At 71.2% G+C, this 15,466-nt stretch carries 9 protein-coding genes; 4 read left to right on the top strand and 5 right to left on the bottom strand.

All coding sequences use genetic code 11. The features are described 5' to 3' along the window. Positions 1-77: 77 nt before the first annotated feature. Positions 78-2,933 carry a hypothetical protein gene (locus ACGFI8_RS11955; RefSeq protein WP_392803434.1) on the bottom strand — a complete coding sequence of 952 codons (2,856 nt, stop codon included), beginning with the start codon at positions 2,931-2,933 and terminating at the stop codon, positions 78-80. After that, positions 2,923-4,722 (bottom strand): HSP90 family protein, encoded by a 1,800-nt coding sequence (locus ACGFI8_RS11950; RefSeq protein WP_392803432.1) that lies wholly within the window; start codon positions 4,720-4,722, stop codon positions 2,923-2,925. Before ACGFI8_RS11950 ends, ACGFI8_RS11955 begins: the two co-directional genes overlap by 11 nt. 332 nt (positions 4,723-5,054) lie before the next feature. Between ACGFI8_RS11950 and ACGFI8_RS11945 the strand changes: the two genes are divergently transcribed. Beyond that, positions 5,055-7,493, top strand: a complete 2,439-nt coding sequence (locus ACGFI8_RS11945; protein ID WP_392803430.1) for a glycosyltransferase — start codon at positions 5,055-5,057, stop codon at positions 7,491-7,493. Continuing rightward, a complete protein-coding gene (locus ACGFI8_RS11940) occupies positions 7,483-8,433 on the top strand; it encodes a hypothetical protein (RefSeq protein WP_392803428.1) in 951 nt (316 codons plus the stop codon). The genes ACGFI8_RS11945 and ACGFI8_RS11940 overlap by 11 nt, the downstream gene beginning before the upstream one ends. Positions 8,434-8,495: 62 nt before the next feature. On the opposite strand, the gene ACGFI8_RS11935 is transcribed toward ACGFI8_RS11940, so the two are convergent. The 3 genes from ACGFI8_RS11935 to ACGFI8_RS11925 all read right to left on the bottom strand — a co-directional run bounded on the left by ACGFI8_RS11935 (position 8,496) and on the right by ACGFI8_RS11925 (position 12,542). Next, entirely contained in the window at positions 8,496-9,386 is an 891-nt protein-coding gene (locus ACGFI8_RS11935; protein ID WP_392803426.1) for a sulfurtransferase, read from the bottom strand. Between the two features lie 115 nt (positions 9,387-9,501). Continuing rightward, complete coding sequence (locus ACGFI8_RS11930) at positions 9,502-10,275, bottom strand: SGNH/GDSL hydrolase family protein (RefSeq protein WP_392803424.1); 774 nt, start codon at positions 10,273-10,275, stop codon at positions 9,502-9,504. A gap of 254 nt (positions 10,276-10,529) precedes the next feature. Beyond that, complete coding sequence (locus tag ACGFI8_RS11925) at positions 10,530-12,542, bottom strand: S8 family serine peptidase (protein WP_392803422.1); 2,013 nt, start codon at positions 12,540-12,542, stop codon at positions 10,530-10,532. A gap of 331 nt (positions 12,543-12,873) precedes the next feature. On the opposite strand from ACGFI8_RS11925, the gene ACGFI8_RS11920 reads away from it, so the two are divergent. Together ACGFI8_RS11920 and ACGFI8_RS11915 are read left to right on the top strand one after the other, a co-directional pair. Next, positions 12,874-13,611, top strand: coding sequence for an arginase family protein (locus ACGFI8_RS11920; RefSeq protein ID WP_392803420.1), 738 nt, complete (start codon positions 12,874-12,876; stop codon positions 13,609-13,611). A gap of 130 nt (positions 13,612-13,741) precedes the next feature. Next, positions 13,742-15,466 (top strand): substrate-binding domain-containing protein, encoded by a 1,725-nt coding sequence (locus tag ACGFI8_RS11915; protein WP_392803418.1) that lies wholly within the window; start codon positions 13,742-13,744, stop codon positions 15,464-15,466.

Below are 15,466 nucleotides of genomic sequence, written 5' to 3'. Positions count from 1 at the left end.
GGGAAAGCCTAACCTCGTGTCAAGCAGTACACTGAACGCTCGTTAAGTAAATCACGACCCATCTTCGTGACAACCCCTCAATCACGCACCCACCCGCCGCGAGCCCGCACCCCGCGGCGAGCGGGGGCATGGCCCGCTACTGGCTCAGATACTCGCCGCGGATGCGTTCGGCCTCGTCGGAGCGGCCCTGGGCCTCCAGCGACTCCGCCAGCATCCATGCCGAATTCTGCTCGATCTGCGAGCCCCGCGGCGCCGCGCCCAGCACCGAGCGCAGCCTGGGCTCCGCGCCGGCCGGGTCGCCCAGGCGCATGAGGGACTCGGCGTGCAGGAAGTCGGCGTCGAGGGCGTCGCCGAGCGAGCCGATCGAGCGCAGCGCCTCCGCCGCGCCCGCGGAGCGGTGGGCGGCGTCGTCGAGCCGGTCGGCGCCGATGAAGACCCGGGCCGCGTCGCAGTCGAGCATCGCCCGCTGCCAGACCAGCCACGGTTCGGCGGCGTCGACGGTGCCGTAGAGCGAGCGCGACAGGGCGTCGGCCTCCTCTAGCGCGGCGAGCGAGCCGCCCATGTCGCCGGCCCAGCGCCAGGGCGCGCATCCGCCGGGCGTACATCTCGGCCTGCACGACCCCCGCGGCCCGGAACGCCTCCGCCGCCGCGGCGAAGCGCTCCGCGGCCTGCGCGTCCCGGTCGGCCTCGTAGAGCAGCTGCGCCGCTTCCTGCAGCATCCGGCCCCGGGCCGGCAGGTTGTCGTATCCGTCGAGGTTGGTCGCGAGAGCCTCGAGCAGCCCGAGCGCCAGGTCGGTCTCGCCGAGCTCCCGGTAGATCCGCGACAGCACGTATCGCGTCTGGTCGGCCTGCTCCTGCGCCCCGGCCCGGTCGAGCACGTCGAGCGCGCTCTCCGCCGCCTCGGCCGCGTCGAGCGGCTGCCCGGCGTGGTTGTAGGCGGTGGCCAGGTCGTATCGCAGCAGCGCCGCCGGCAGGTCCTCCCCCTGCGCGACATGGTCGGCGACCGCCTCGACGAGATCGTCGATCGCGTCCGCCGGGCGGTCGGCGGCCAGCCGCGCCCGAGCCCGCCCGACCAGCGCCGACAGCCGCAACGACCGGTCGGCGGCGAGGGCCAGGGCGGCGTCGAACGACGTGACGGCCTCGTCGAAGCGCTCGAGGTTGCCCAGCGCGTGCGCGCGGATCAGCGAGGGGATGCCCGCGGGCGGCGGAGTGCCGAGCGCCGTGTATTGCTCCAGCGACTCGTCCGCGCTGGCCAAGGCCTCGTCGTAGCGCCCGAAGACGAGCAGGCCGCGGGCGCGGCGGGCGCCCAGCTCGGCGCGCAGCGACGGCCGCTCGGGGCCCTCCGCGATCGCCGCGTCGACCGCCGCGAGCGCCTCCTCCACGCGCTCGAGGCGCAGCAGCGCCGACTCCGCCCGCAGCCGCGCCTCGGCGCGCACGTCGGCGTCGGCGCCCTCGTGCGCGACGATCCGCTCGATCAGCGCGACGAGGTCGGCGAGCATCGCCTCGTCCGCTTGGCGGCACAGCACCGCCCGGGACTGCGCGGCCAGCCCCTTCAGCTCCTCGCCGAGGGCCCGGTGGGCGGCGGCGACCTCGAGGAACAGCGCCTCGGCGGCCGGGCCGCCGTCGTCGCGGATCGCGATCAGCCGGGCGCGCCCGTCGAGCCGGCGCACGGCCAGCTCGGGCGGCGGCTCGGGGAGCAGCTCGTCGAAGCGCTCGAACGCGGCGGCCGCGGCGTCCATGCGGTGCTCCTCGTAGAGCTGCCAGGCCCGGTCGAGCAGCGCCGCCGGGTCGGTGGGCAGCTCCCGCTCCGCCGGGGCGGCCAGGGCGGCCCCGACCTCGACGCCGGTCTCGGCGCGGCGGCGGGCGACGGCGCTCAGCGGCAGGTGCTCGACGAGCGGCGGCGCGCCGATGGTCGCCTCGATGCGGCCGGAGATCGAGGAGGTGCCGTTGCGCTCGTCGAACTTCGCCGCCCAGTCGCGGGCGCGTGCCGCGAGCCGGGCGCCCAGCTCGCCGGCCGTGGTGTCGCCGAGGGGCAGGCCCGGGTCGAGCCGGCCCAGCAGCAGCGCGGCGGATGCCGAGAACCACATCTCGGCCTGCGGGCTGGGCGACCGCTCGAGCCATGGCAGGTGCCGCTGGACGAGCTCGAGGCCGCGGGTCTCGTTGCCGGTGCGCGCGCAGAACCCGATGTGCTCGCTGATGCTCTGCATGTCCGCGAGGTTGCCCCGCATCCGCCGGTACGCCTGCCGGTGCGCATCCGCGGCCTCGCTCAGCCGCCCGGTGCGCACATACGGCACCATCAGCGAGGTCAGGATCGACTGCGGCTGCTCGATGCAGGTCAGCCGCCCGGCGAGGACGGGCCGGGCCATCTCGACCGCCTCCTCGTCGCGGCCCAGGCCGACCAGGTGTTCGACCTTCTCCCCCGGGTCGCAGCCGGCGCAGTCGGAGTTGTGGTCGCGGGGCGCCGCGTTCCATTTGGCATACCAGTCCTCCGCGGCCGGGTCGCCCAGGTGCGCGGCGACCAGGTACCGATACGCGTAGACCGCGTGCAGGCTGTGCCCACCGGCCCGGAAGCGCCGCTCCATGTCGTCGAGGACGTCGTAGGTGCGCGCCAGCGGCACGGCCGGAAACTTCAGCAGCCCGTTGACCATGTACTTGAAATGCCACAGCAGCGTGTGCTCGTCTTCGCGGTCGAAGCGCTCGGGGTGCGCGTCATACTCGGCCCGGCACCATGAGAAGGTGACGAACGACTTGGCCGGCTCGCCGCCGTGCACGTAGGCGGTCGTCGCGAACAGCCGCGAGGCGAGGCGCAGCTCGTCGTGCCCGCCCGCGTCGGCGTGCTGCATGACCTGCTCGACGAGCGCGATCTGGGCGCCGCCGTAGGGCATGTGGTAGGCCTCGCGCAGCAGCGACCACAGCTCTTCTTCACTCTTCATGTCCGACCGCCTTGTTGAGCAGGCCCAGGAACGAGCCGTTGAGCAGCGCGGCGTCGGCCGGCCGCAGCGGATGGTGGCCGAGCAGCAGGGCCTGGCCGTAGAGCCCCTCGACCGCCAACCGGACCAGGTCGGCGTCGGGGATCTCGGTGACCCGCCGCACGAGCGGGTTGCGGTAGTTGAGGACGAGCTGCGAGCGGTCCTGCTCGTCGGTGCGGGCCAGGGCGTCGAGGACGTCGGCCCACACGTCGTCGACCCGCTCGCGGGTGGCCCGCAGCTCGGCGGCGAACGAGGCGCTGCGGCTGGTGAGGTACATCGCCGGGACCCCGGCCGGGTCGTAGGAGCGCAGCACGACCTCGCAGCCGAGCCGGTCCAGCGCCCGCTGCGCCAGTTGCAGGAACGGCCGCTTGGCCAGCTCCACCTCGGGCTCGAGGGCGTCGAAGGCGGTGCTGAGGTCGCCCGGCTCGACCCGCTCGATGAGCGCGCCCGGCTCGACCTGCGGCAGCCGCTCGATGATCTCGGTGTCGTAGATGTATCCGCCGTTGACCAGCGGCATCCCCTGCGCCGCGGCGACGGCGCCGATCTGGCGGAACTCGTCGAGCTGGGCCGAATAGCGCACCAGGCCGTGCTGCGCGCGGAAGTCGGCCAGCGTCATCCGGCCGGTGTTGGTCTCCATCGGCCACCAGCGCTCGACCAGCCGCAGCATCTCGTCGTCGTGCAGCGCGAGCGCCTTGACGCCGAGGTGGTGCACGTCGAGGAACTCGCCGAGCCGGCGCGGGTTGCGCCCGGCCAGGCTCATCAGCCAGCCCCGCAGCTGGTCGCCCAGCGCCTCGCGGGTGGTCTCCAGCAGCGAGTCCTCATACAGCGCCTCGCGGCTGGCGGTCGGGCGCAGCTCGCCGGCGTCGATCACGCAGCGGGCGAAGAAGGCCCACGGCGGCAGCACCCCCTCGGCGCCCTCGGCGAGCAGCATCCGCTTGAGGTACACCCGATGACCGGCCCGCGCCGCCGGGTTGGCCGGCGTCGGGAGCACGAACGCGACCCCGGTCAGCCCGGCCTCCGGCACCGCCAGGTCGATCACGTCGAATGGAACGAACCCGAAGACCTCCCGGCAGTACTCCTGGAGCCGCTCCCGCCGCCCCGACCCGCCCGCCTGCCACGGCGGCCCCTCGCCGCTGACCGGCACGCCGGCGACCTCCACCCGGACCGGCAGCAGCGACCCGTAGAGCGAGGCGAGCTCGGCCACGGTCCGTCGCCGCAGCCAGTCCTCGGCGTCGCGGCGCGGCACCAGCGTGACCGTGGTGCCGACCTCGGCCCGCCGCTGGTCCTCGGTCTCGACGCTGTAGCGGCCGTCGGCGAACCCGCGCCACAGCACCGCCGGGGCGCCCTCCGCGCGGGTCAGCACCCGGATCTCGTCGGCGACCAGGAAACAGGAGAGCAGTCCGATGCCGAACTGGCCGAGGAAGTCGTGCCGGGCGAAGCCGAGGTCATCGCGCTTGGAGCTGCGCCCGATGGTGGCCAGGAACTGGTGCACCTGCTCCTCGGTGAGCCCGATGCCGGTGTCGATGACCCGCAGGGTGCCGTCGCCGGTGACGTCCGGCGGCTCGATGCGGATCACGGGGAGCGGCCCCGGGCCGGGCGAATCCGGGCCGGCCGGGCCCGCCGACCGGCGCGCGGTGATCGCGTCGACGGCATTCTGCAGCAGCTCCCGGACATACACCCGGGGGCTCGCGTAGAGGTGGTGGCTGAGCAGGTCGACGACGCCGCGCAGGTCCACTTGGAACGTCCGATCCACGCGGGCACGCTACCGCGTGGGTCTGACATTTCCGCCCTGTGCCTGGTCTCGATGTGATCGATCGTCGGCGAGATCGTCGCGGCCAACGTCGGCGAGGCTGGAATTCCCGCGAATGGATCGACGCCCGCGAACCGCTGCTCGAATGGCTCCAGAGTCCATGATCACAGTACGTGAGCATTGGCCGATCGCGCAGGCGAATGCATATATTGACCATCGCCTACCTCAAAGACCGGGTGATATCCTGTATGAGCTGCAGGAGAGCATGATCCGACCCCACCCCTCATCCGGCCGTATGAAGGTTTTTCGGCGCCGTCGGGGGTAACAATGTGTCCATGTCACACCCTGCCGCGACCTATCGACTCGGTATCGTGTCGACCTATCTGCCACGCCAATGCGGTCTTGCGACGTACACCGCTGACCTGCGCGAGGCACTGGGAGTCGCCACCGACGATCTGGAAACAGTCGTCGTGGCCATCGACCGTGACGGGCTCACCTACGGCGACGAGGTCGTCGCCACCATCAACCAGGACCGCATCGAGGACTACTCCGCAGCGGCCCGCGTCCTGCGCGAGGCCGGCGTCCACGTCGTGCTGATCCAGCACGAGTACGGAATCTTCGGCGGGCCGGCCGGCTCGCACCTGCTGGAGCTCACCCGGGCGCTCAACGCCTGTGGTATCCCGTACCTGCTGACGCTGCACACCGTGCTGCCCCGGCCCTCGCCGGAGCAGGCCGCCACGCTGCGGGCGCTGTGCGCCCGTGCGGCCCGGGTGACGGTGTTCACCGAGACCGCCCGCCGGGTGGCCATCCGCACCGGCGTCGCCGCCGGGCACCAGCTCGTCGTCGTTCCGCACGGGGCGCCCGAGGCGATGCGCCGCCCGCCGGAGACCTCGACGCTGCGGCCCGAGCTGCGCGACCTGCTCGACGCGGTGTGGGGCAAGCCGACGCTGACCACGTTCGGGCTGCTGGGCAAGGGCAAGGGCATCGACATCGCGATCGACGCGCTGGCCGAGGTGGTCAAGAAGCACCCGGACGTGCAGTACATCGTGGCCGGCACCACCCATCCCGAGATCAAGCGGCAGGAGGGTGAGGCCTACCGGGAGGGCCTGCAGACGCAGGTCCAGCAGCTGGGCCTGGCCGGCAACGTCCACTTCGTCGACGCCTTCCTGGGCCTCGACGAGCTGTCGGCGATCCTGCACGCGAGCACGCTCTTCGTCACGCCGTACCGCCAGCCGGAGCAGATCTGCTCGGGCGCGCTCACCTTCGCCCTCGGCGCCGGGCTGCCGGCCGTGTCGACCGCGTACAGCTACGCCGAGGACATGCTCGCCGGCGGCGCCGGCCGGGTGGTGCCGATCGGCGACGGCGGCGCGCTCGCCGCGGAGATCATCGACCTGCTCGACGACCCACGGGCGCTGGCCGCGGCGAAGGCGGTCGCGGAGGCGTGCGCGTCCTGGCTGCCCTGGCCCGCCGTCGCGGCCCGGGAGGCGGACCTGTTCATCGACGTCGTACGCCAGGCCGAGGCCGCCTCGTCCCGCCCCGGCCACGCGACGGCCGCCGCGCCGGTGCTCAACCTCGACCACCTCGACCGGCTCACCGACGAGATCGGCATCATCCAGTTCTCCCGCGGCCCCAACCCGGACCTCTCCTCGGGCTACTGCGTCGACGACGTCGCGCGGCTCGCGATCGTGGCGGGGGACCTGCTCGCGGTCGGCACCGACGCGCGGCAGACGGCGCTGGCCACCCGGTGGCTGCGGCAGTCGATGCGGTTCCTCACCGCCGCCTACGACCCGTCCGGCGCGATGCACAACGTGCTCAGCTACGGCGGCACCTGGCAGGACTGGCCATACATGGGCGACCACGTCGGGCGGACGGTCTGGGCGCTGGGCGTGCTGGTGGGCACTCCCGCCGTACCGGATGACATCAGGAGGCCGGCGGCGGCGCTGCTGGACGAGCTGGGCCCGCGCACCGAGGCGCTGCCCGGGCTCAGCCTGCGCTCGGCCGCGTACGCGCTGATCGGCCTCGCCCGCGCCGGCCGCGTCGAACAGGCGGCGCCGCTGCTGGCACGGCTCGACGAGGCGCTCGTCGAGACGTCGGCGGTCGACCCGGCCTGGCGCTGGTTCGAGCCCGAGCTCACCTACGACAACGCGCGCCTGCCGCAGGCCATGCTGCTCGGCGCCGCGCTGCTAGAGGACGACGCCGCGGCCGCCCGGGCCATCGCCGCGCTCGACTGGTACGTGCAGCACGTGGGCCTCGCCGACGGCACCCTGCGCTGCGTCGGCAACCACTGGCACCGCCGCGGCGAACCGCCGGCGCTGTGGCTGGCCGACGACGGCGACGAGCAGCCGATCGACGCCGCGGCGATCACCGAGGCGCTCGTCGACGCGTGGCAGCACACGGCCGAGCCGCACCTGGCGCGGCTGGCGGGCTGGGGCTTCACGTGGTTTCTGGGGCGCAACCGGGTCGGGGCCCGGCTCTACGTGGACGCCACCGGTGCCTGCCATGACGGTTTGTCTGCTACTGGGCCAAATGGGAACCAGGGCGCCGAGTCCACGCTAGCCTATTACCAAGCGCTCCTCAGCCTCCTCAGGGCCGGTTTGGCCGCGTTGCCGCACCCCGTGGCGGCCACGACGCCGGTTCCGACCTCCCTGCCGGTCGCCACATTGTCCAAACCCACCAACAAGGGACGCGTGGTAGGCCGGGCGTCGGCGGGGTTCAGCGCGACCGCCAAACCGCCCCGTCTGCGCACCACGGAGGACCATTCCGATGCATTTTGACGCGGAGCTGTTCCACCGGGAAACCACCAATCCCCTACTCGGCGCCGGGGACTGGCCCTATCCGATCAACAGCGTCTTCAACCCGGGCGCCTGCCTGCACAACGGCGACACCGTCCTGCTCTGCAGGATCGAGGACCGCCGGGGCATCTCGCACCTCACCGTCGCCCGCAGCAAGGACGGGCGAACCAACTGGGTCGTCGAGGGCAAGCCGCTCATCGCCGACGACCCGACCGACGCGCGCAGCTGCTGGGGCGTGGAGGACCCCCGGATCACCTACGTCGAGGAGCTGCGCGCCTACGTGATCGCATACACGGCGTACGGGCCCGGGGGCCCGTGCGTCGCGCTCGCGAAGACCGAGAACTTCCAGACCGTGGAGTCCCTGGGCGTTGTGATGCCGCCCGAGGACAAGAACGCATCGCTGCTGCCCCGCAGGATCGACGGCCACTACGTGCTCTTCCACCGGCCGGTGTCGGTGCTGTCGGCCCGCGCCGACGTGTGGCTGTCCAAGTCCGCCGACCTGCGCTCCTGGACCACCCCCGAGCCGGTCATGCAGTCGCGCTCCGGCCCCTGGTGGGACGCCACCCGCATCGGGATGGGCCCGCCGCCGATCGAGACCCCCCACGGCTGGCTCGCCGTCTACCACGGCGTCAAGGTGATGGTCGCGACTTCCATCTACCGCGTCGGGCTGGTCATGCTGGACCTCGACGACCCGACCAAGGTCATCCGGCGTACCCCCAGCTGGGTGCTCGGCCCCGAGACCGACTACGAGCGGATCGGCGACGTGCCGAACGTGATCTTCCCGACCGGCCTCGTCCACGACGAGTCCCGCGACGAACTGCGCCTCTACTACGGCGCCGCCGACCTCACCGTGGCGATGGCGAGCGCCCGGTACTCGGAGGTCGTCGACTACCTGGTCTCGCTACCTTCCGAGGACGAGTGAGCCGCCCGGGGCCGTGCGTGCGCGCGGCCCCGCTGCTTTTTCACCCGGCTGTTCGCCCGGCCCTACTTCGGCTCGGTGCCTTTGACCACGGGCACGCGGACCAGGTTGCCCCACTCCGTCCACGAGCCGTCGTAGTTGCGCACGTGGTCGTAGCCCAGCAGATGGGTCAGCACGAACCAGGTGTGGGACGAGCGCTCGCCGATGCGGCAGTACGCCACGATGTCGTCGTCCTTGCGCAGGCCGAGCTCGTCGGCGTAGATCTGGCGCAGCTGGTCGGCCGGCTTGAACGATCCGTCGTCGCGAGCGGCCTGCCTCCACGGCTTGCTCACCGCGCCCGGGATGTGCCCGCCGCGCAGCGCACCCTCCTGTGGGTAGTCCGGCATGTGGAGCAGCTCGCCCGAGTACTCACCCGGCGACCGCACGTCCACCAGCGGAAGCCCGGCCTTGATGTGCGCCATGACGTCCTCGCGGAACGCCCGGATCCGGTCGTCATTGCGCGGTACGACCGGATATTTCGTGGCCTCGCGGGCCGGGACGTCCCTCGTGATCGGACGCCCCTCGGCGATCCACTTGGCCCGGCCGCCGTCGAGGATGCGCACGTCGCGGTGGCCGAACAGGGAGAAGACCCACAGCGCGTAGGTGGCCCACCAGTTGAAGTTGTCGCCATAGAACACGATCGTGTCGTCGGCGCCGATGCCCTTGGCACCGCAGAGGGCGGCAAACCCCTCGGAGTCGACGTAGTCGCGGGTGACCTGGTCATTGAGCTCGGTGTGCCAGTCGACCTTGACCGCGCCGGGGATGTGCCCGGTGCCGTAGAGCAGCACGTCCTCGTCGGACTCGACAACGACCAGCCCCGGGTCGTCGAGATGCTCGGCAAGCCAGGCGGTGGTGACCAGCCGGTCCGGATTCGCATACGCGCCCAGCTCGGGCGCTGGATCGGAAGCAACAGGCATGATTCCGACCCTAGCGCTCCGCCGGACGGCTTCAGCCCTTCTTGCGCCAGGCCCACCACAGTCGTTCCGAGCGATTCGCCCTTTCGCGAGGCCCCGTTGTCGAGGCGGGCCCGGCTCAGCCCTCGTTGAGCGGAGCCAGCTCGGGCCGTTTCGCGGTCACCATGTCGCCCGACGAGCGGCCGGTCAGCCGCCGCTTCACCCACGGCGCCAGGTGCTGGGTGGCCCACCTCGCGTCGGCCGCCTTGCGCGACATCCAGGACAACTCCTCGGGCGGCGGCGGCGCGGCCAGCCACTCCGGGTCGCACGTCACCCCCAGCTTCGTCAGCACGTGCGCCGCCACCCGCCGGTGCCCGGCCGGCGACAGGTGCAGCCGGTCGATGCCCCACAGCCGCGGATTGGCGAACTCGGCGTCGTCCCACAGACTCACCACGTGCGCGCCGTGCTTGGTCCCGACCGACTCGATCGCGGTGTTGAACAGGTCGACCCGCGCTCGGAGCATCTTGCCGCCCGGCATCCTGCCCGTAAGGTCGGCAAAGCGGAACAGCACCACGTCGGCCCCGGTCGCGCGCAACCTCTCGATCGTCTTGTCGAACCGCGCGACGAGCGTCTCCGGCTCGAACGACCGCCGCAGTGCATCGTTGCCCCCACCGGCGAACGAGATCAGGTCCGGCTTCATGGCGACCGCGAGCGGCACCTGCTCGGCGGTGATGTTGTCGAACAGCCGCCCGCGCACGGCAAGATTGGCATACCGGAACTCGGCGACGTCCTCGGCCAGCACCCCGGCGACGAGATCGGCCCAGCCGCGATACCCCGGCCCGTCAGGCCGCGGGTCGTCAAGCCCCTCCGTGAAGCTGTCGCCGACCGCCACGAAACTCGCCCACTGCGCCACGTCTGTTCCTCCCCGTCCGTCCGTCCCGGGCGTCCCCGTTTCGCATCCTGTCAGGGCCCCTGGACCGACGAAAGCAAGTTTGGCTGAGACCACACTGGCTGGCAGTTATTGGCCGGCGCGCGCTTCGCGCGGGCGCGGCGGGGGTCCCACCCCGCACCTGAGCAAGAGAGCCGCCCGGTCGCTGTCGCGGCCGGGCGGCTCGGGTCTTGCAGGTGTTCCTTATTTACTTGTCGCTATTGACTTGTCGGTGCTGCTTACTTGCCGAAGGTGTTGGTCGCCCAGATGACGCCGTGGTCGCTGTTGCGATACAGGACCAGGTTGCCGTCGTCCTGGAGGACCAGCGTGCCGGCGCCCTTGCCGTAGGTGTTGGAGGCCCAGGCGACGCCGCCCTCAGACTTGTAGGCGACCATGTTGCCGTCGGGCTGGTTGACGAACCACGAGTCCTGGCGCATGCCGAACGCCCACAGCGCCTTGGTGCCGTTCTTGTACAGCACCAGGTTGCCGTCGAAGTCCTGCAGGACCAGGGTGTAGACGCCGTTCGGAGAGGTGATCTTGCCGCCCAGGACCAGGGCCTTGCCGTTGTCCAGCTGGTGCGAGCCGGCCGCCTGCAGCGGCGGCGGCGCGCCGTGGCAGCACGTACCCGTGCTCCACAGGGCCTTGTGGTCGCTGTCGCGGTAGAGCACCGCGTTGCCGTCGTTCTGCATCACCAGGGTCGACTTGCCGCCGCTGGTGTTGGTGGCCCAGCCGGCGAAGGCCCCGCTGCTGCCGTAGTCCACGACGTTGCCGTCGGGCTGGTTGAGCAGCCAAGCAGCGCCGCTCTTGACACCGCTCGCCCAGAGCGCCCGCTTGCCGTACTCGTACAGCACCAGGTTGCCGTCGCCGGCCTGCAGCGTCAGGGTGAACCGACCGTCGGGCGAGGTGATGGTGTTGGAGCCCGCCGGGCCGTTGCGCAGCAGCGCCTCGCCGGTCTTGAGCTGGTTCGGGCTGGACGGGCCCTTGGGCGTCACGGTCTTGCTGACGTCCGGCGTGTACAGCAGGAGGTTCGCCGAGCCCTTCGGGTCGACGATCACGTTCTTGGTCGCGGCCGCGATGATGGCCGCGCGAACCTCGGCCGGCGTCGCGCCCAGGTTCTTCTGCAGGTACAGCGCCGCCGCGCCCGTCACGTGCGGCGTGGCCATCGACGTGCCGAAGCCGTAGACGTCGTAGTAGGGCAGGTTGACGGGGTCGAGCTTGGGGTTCCAGGTGGACAGCACCCATGAGCCCGGCGCGAACAGGTTGACGCAGGACCCGTAGTTGGAGGCACCGCCGCCGTCCCAGACGGCGCGGGTGTCGGCCTCGTCGCTCGCGCCGACCGTGAGGGCGTTCGCGACCCGTGCCGGCGACCCGGTGCACGCGTCGACGTTCTCGTTGCCCGCGGCGACGGAGTAGGTGACGCCGGAGGCGATGGACCGGTTGACGGCGTCGTCGAGCGCCTGCGACGCGTTACCGCCGAGGCTCATGTTGGCCACGGACCAGGGCGCGTGGTTCGCGGTGACCCAGTCCACGCCGGCGATGACGCCGGACGTGGTGCCGCCGCCGTCGCACCCCAGCACCCGCACCGGGACGAGCGTCACGTTCTTCGCAACGCCATAGGTCGTGGAGCCGACGGTGCCCGCCACGTGCGTGCCGTGGCCGTCGCAGTCGTCGGTGCCGTGGCCGTCGCGAACGCTGTCGTACCCGCCCTTGACCCGGCCGTGGAAGTCGGGGTGGGCCGCCCAGATGCCCGTGTCGATGATGTAAGCGGTGACGAAGGAGCCGTCCGCCGTGTAGTTGTACTTACCGTCGAGGTTGTTGCTGCGCTGGTCGATCCGGTCGAGGTTCCACTCCACGCCGGGCTGCGTGACCTTGGTCGTCACGTCCGGGGTGGCCTTGATCACCTGGTCTGGCTCGACGTATGCGACGTCGGGGTCCTGGCGAACCTTCGCCAGCTGCGCCGCGTCCAACGTGGCGGAGAAGCCGTTCAGCGCGTGCTCGAACTGCTTGTCGACCTTCACGCCGAACTTCTGCGCCCGCGAGGCGACCGAGATGCTTTCGGCGTGCAGATCACCCTTGACGGAACTGTCGGACTTCAGCACGACGATGTACTTACCCGCAATCGCCTTACTGGTCGGCGCCTTCAAGGGCGCCAGCGTCGGCGTCGTAATGCCGGCCATCGCCTCCGGGGACGCCACGACCATCGCCGCGACGAAGCCGGTCAGCGTGATTAGCCATCTTTTTCCTACAGACATCTCCCGCTCTCTCCATTGTGGACGGTTCGCGGTCTGTGCCGGAGCACTGTATGCCCTGGCGCCTTTTCGCGCTGCCCCGCTTTTCTCAGGAAGGAGCGGCTGCTGAATTCACCACAACACCCGATTCACCGGCGACTGGGAGGACGCGGTGAATTCGGACGCGTCATTTCGGTGGAGTTGCCATGCACGGCGGGTTACGAAAGCCGTGAAACGGGAGGTCTGGGAGCCGTACCGAATCCCGGCGGCCCGGCGACGAGTGGCGACACCGCCGAAACACTGCGTCAGCGAGAGTGACGAAAGTCACTACCACAGGATTGGTTAAGGTTTGGAAATGATCCTCGTGCCCTACCACCTGGACGAACGCCTGGACGGCCTCGAGGCCGATCTGCCGGGGCCGCCCGACACCGTAGTGACCGCCGAGCTGCCCGACGGCGACATCTGGGCCCGGCTCGGCACGCTGTACGACCGCGTCGCGGACCGAGTGGCCGCCGAGGTCACGGCCGGCGGCCGGCCCGTGGTCGTGTCCGGCGACTGCACCGTCTCGCTCGGGACGGTGGCCGGCCTGCAGCGCGCCGGCGTGGAGCCGGGCGTGGTCTGGCTCGACGCGCACGGCGACGTACAGACGCTGGAGACGACGACCTCCGGGTACATCGGCGGCATGCCGCTGCGGATCCTCGTCGGATATCGACCGGAGCTTATTGCTGAACGGCTCGGCCTGCGGCCCGTGCCCGAGGAGCGGGCGGTGCTCGTGGACGCGCGGGATCTCGACCCCGCCGAGGCCGAATATCTCGCCGTCGCACGGCTCCAGCGGTACGACATCGAAAATGTCCGGACGCCCGACGGACCGCTCCTGGTCCACGTTGACCTGGACGTCGTGGATCCGGCGGACGTACCGGGGTTACTGTTCCCCGTCGGCGGCGGCCCTTCCGCGGCCGCCGTCGTGGGGGCGGTCGCCGGCCTGATGGCAACGGGCCGGATCGTGGCGCTGGACCTCGCGTGCACATGGCGGCCGGACGGCGGCGACGAGCGGCGACGGAAATTGGTTACCGCCCTTACTAAGGGTCTCTAAAGCAAACCCACAGGGTTTTCAACTCAAAGTGATCAAGGGAGTGCGGAGTGTACTCGCCGCGCGTTGACACGTGTGACGAATGGCCGAACGCGTGACCCACGAATCGCTTATCTAGGGAATATTGGTAACCGTGAGAGGACGGCATCGGGCGGCGGACCTCAGGAGCAACGGGTTCACCGCCCTCGCGGCCGGCATGATCCTTCCCCTCGTCGCCATCGGTGCCGTCTACGGCGGATATCGGATCATGTCGACGTCGGGCTGCACGGGGACGGTGCGCCTGTCCGTCGCCGCGAGCCCGGAGATCGCGCCGGTCATCAAGGACGCCGCGGTCCGCTGGGTGAAGACCGGGCCACGCGTCGACAACGAGTGCATCACGGTCGACGTGACGGCGGTCGCCTCCGCCGAGGTCGCGGCTGCGGTCGCCGGCGAGGGCGGCGCCACCGTGCCCGGCCTCGGCCAGGCCGACGGCAAGACGCAGGTACCGCAGGTCTGGATCCCCGACTCCTCCATGTGGCTGCAGCGGATGCGCTCCGCCCGCGAGGACCTCGTGCCGCTGGCCGCACCGTCGCTGGCCCGCAGCCCGATCGTGCTGGCCGTGCCGGAGCCGACCGCGAAGGCGCTCGGCTGGCTGGAGAACCGGGTGACCTGGAAGCAGGTGCTCGAACAGATCGTCGGCGACACCCGGGTCAACTCCGGCATCGTCGACCCCAATCGCGATTCGGTCGGCGTGTCGACGCTGGTGGCCATGGCCTCGGTGCGTGAGCAGTTCGGGCCGGAGGGCGACTCGCTGACCGTCGGCGCGGTGAAGTCGCTCATGTCCGGCAAGTCGGAGCAGCCGTCCGGCCTGGTCGCGCGCTTCCCCCGCGATTCCGACCCGAAGACGCTCGCCACGGCGGTGACGCTCGCGCCGCTGTCGGAGCAGGCGCTGCACGCCTACAACGCGGCGAGCCCGGCGGTGCCGCTGATCGCTGTGTACCCCGACCCGTCCCCCATCGCGCTGGACTTCCCGTACACCGCGATGCCCCGCCTGTCGCCCAACCGGGCCGCTGCGGCCGAGCAGTTCCGCACGGTGCTCGCCGGCGCCTCGTTCCGCAACCTGCTGGCCCAGCACCAGCTGCGCGCCAACGACGGCACGGTCGGCACCGGGATGACGCTGAGCCCGAGCGCGCCGGTCGGCGGGCAGGTCACCCCGGTGCCCGAGGCCGCGGTGATCTCGAAGGCCCTGCAGATGTGGGTCGAGATCACGCAGCCGTCGCGCATGCTCGCCGTCGTCGACATCTCGGCGACCATGAAGTCGCCGGTGCCCGGCGCCGGCGGGCTGACCAAGGAGCAGGTCGCCGTCAGGGCCGCCCAGGGCGGCCTTGACCTGTTCCCCGATTCGTGGGCCGTCGGGCTCTGGTGCTTCTCCACCAACATGCCCGGCGGCCGTGACTATCAGGAGCTCGTGCCGATCGGCCCGCTGACCTCGCAGCGCGACCAGCTGCGCGGCGCGATCGGCGGCCTCAAGCCCAACCCGAAGGGCGGCAGCGGGCTGTACGACACGATCCTCGCCGCCTACCAGACGGTGCTGCAGGGCTGGGACTCCGGCCGGGGCAACTCGGTGGTGGTCGTGACCGGCGGCCGCAACAACAACCCGAGCGGGCTGTCGCTGGACGCGCTGGTATCTTCGCTGCAAAAGGCGGAGCGCGCGGACCAGCCCGTACAGATCATCATCATCGGCGTCGGCACCGAGGTGAACCAGGCCGAGATGCAGAGGATCGTCGAGGCCACGGGCGGCGCGGTCTTCGTCGCTTCCGACCCCTCGAAGATAGGTGAGATCTTCATGAAGGCGCTCGCGCTGGACGACGGGCGCTGA

The sequence above is a fragment of the Dactylosporangium sp. NPDC048998 genome (assembly GCF_043197855.1).
Lineage (GTDB): Bacteria > Actinomycetota > Actinomycetes > Mycobacteriales > Micromonosporaceae > Dactylosporangium.
This window is presented reverse-complemented; position numbering and strand designations above follow the sequence as displayed.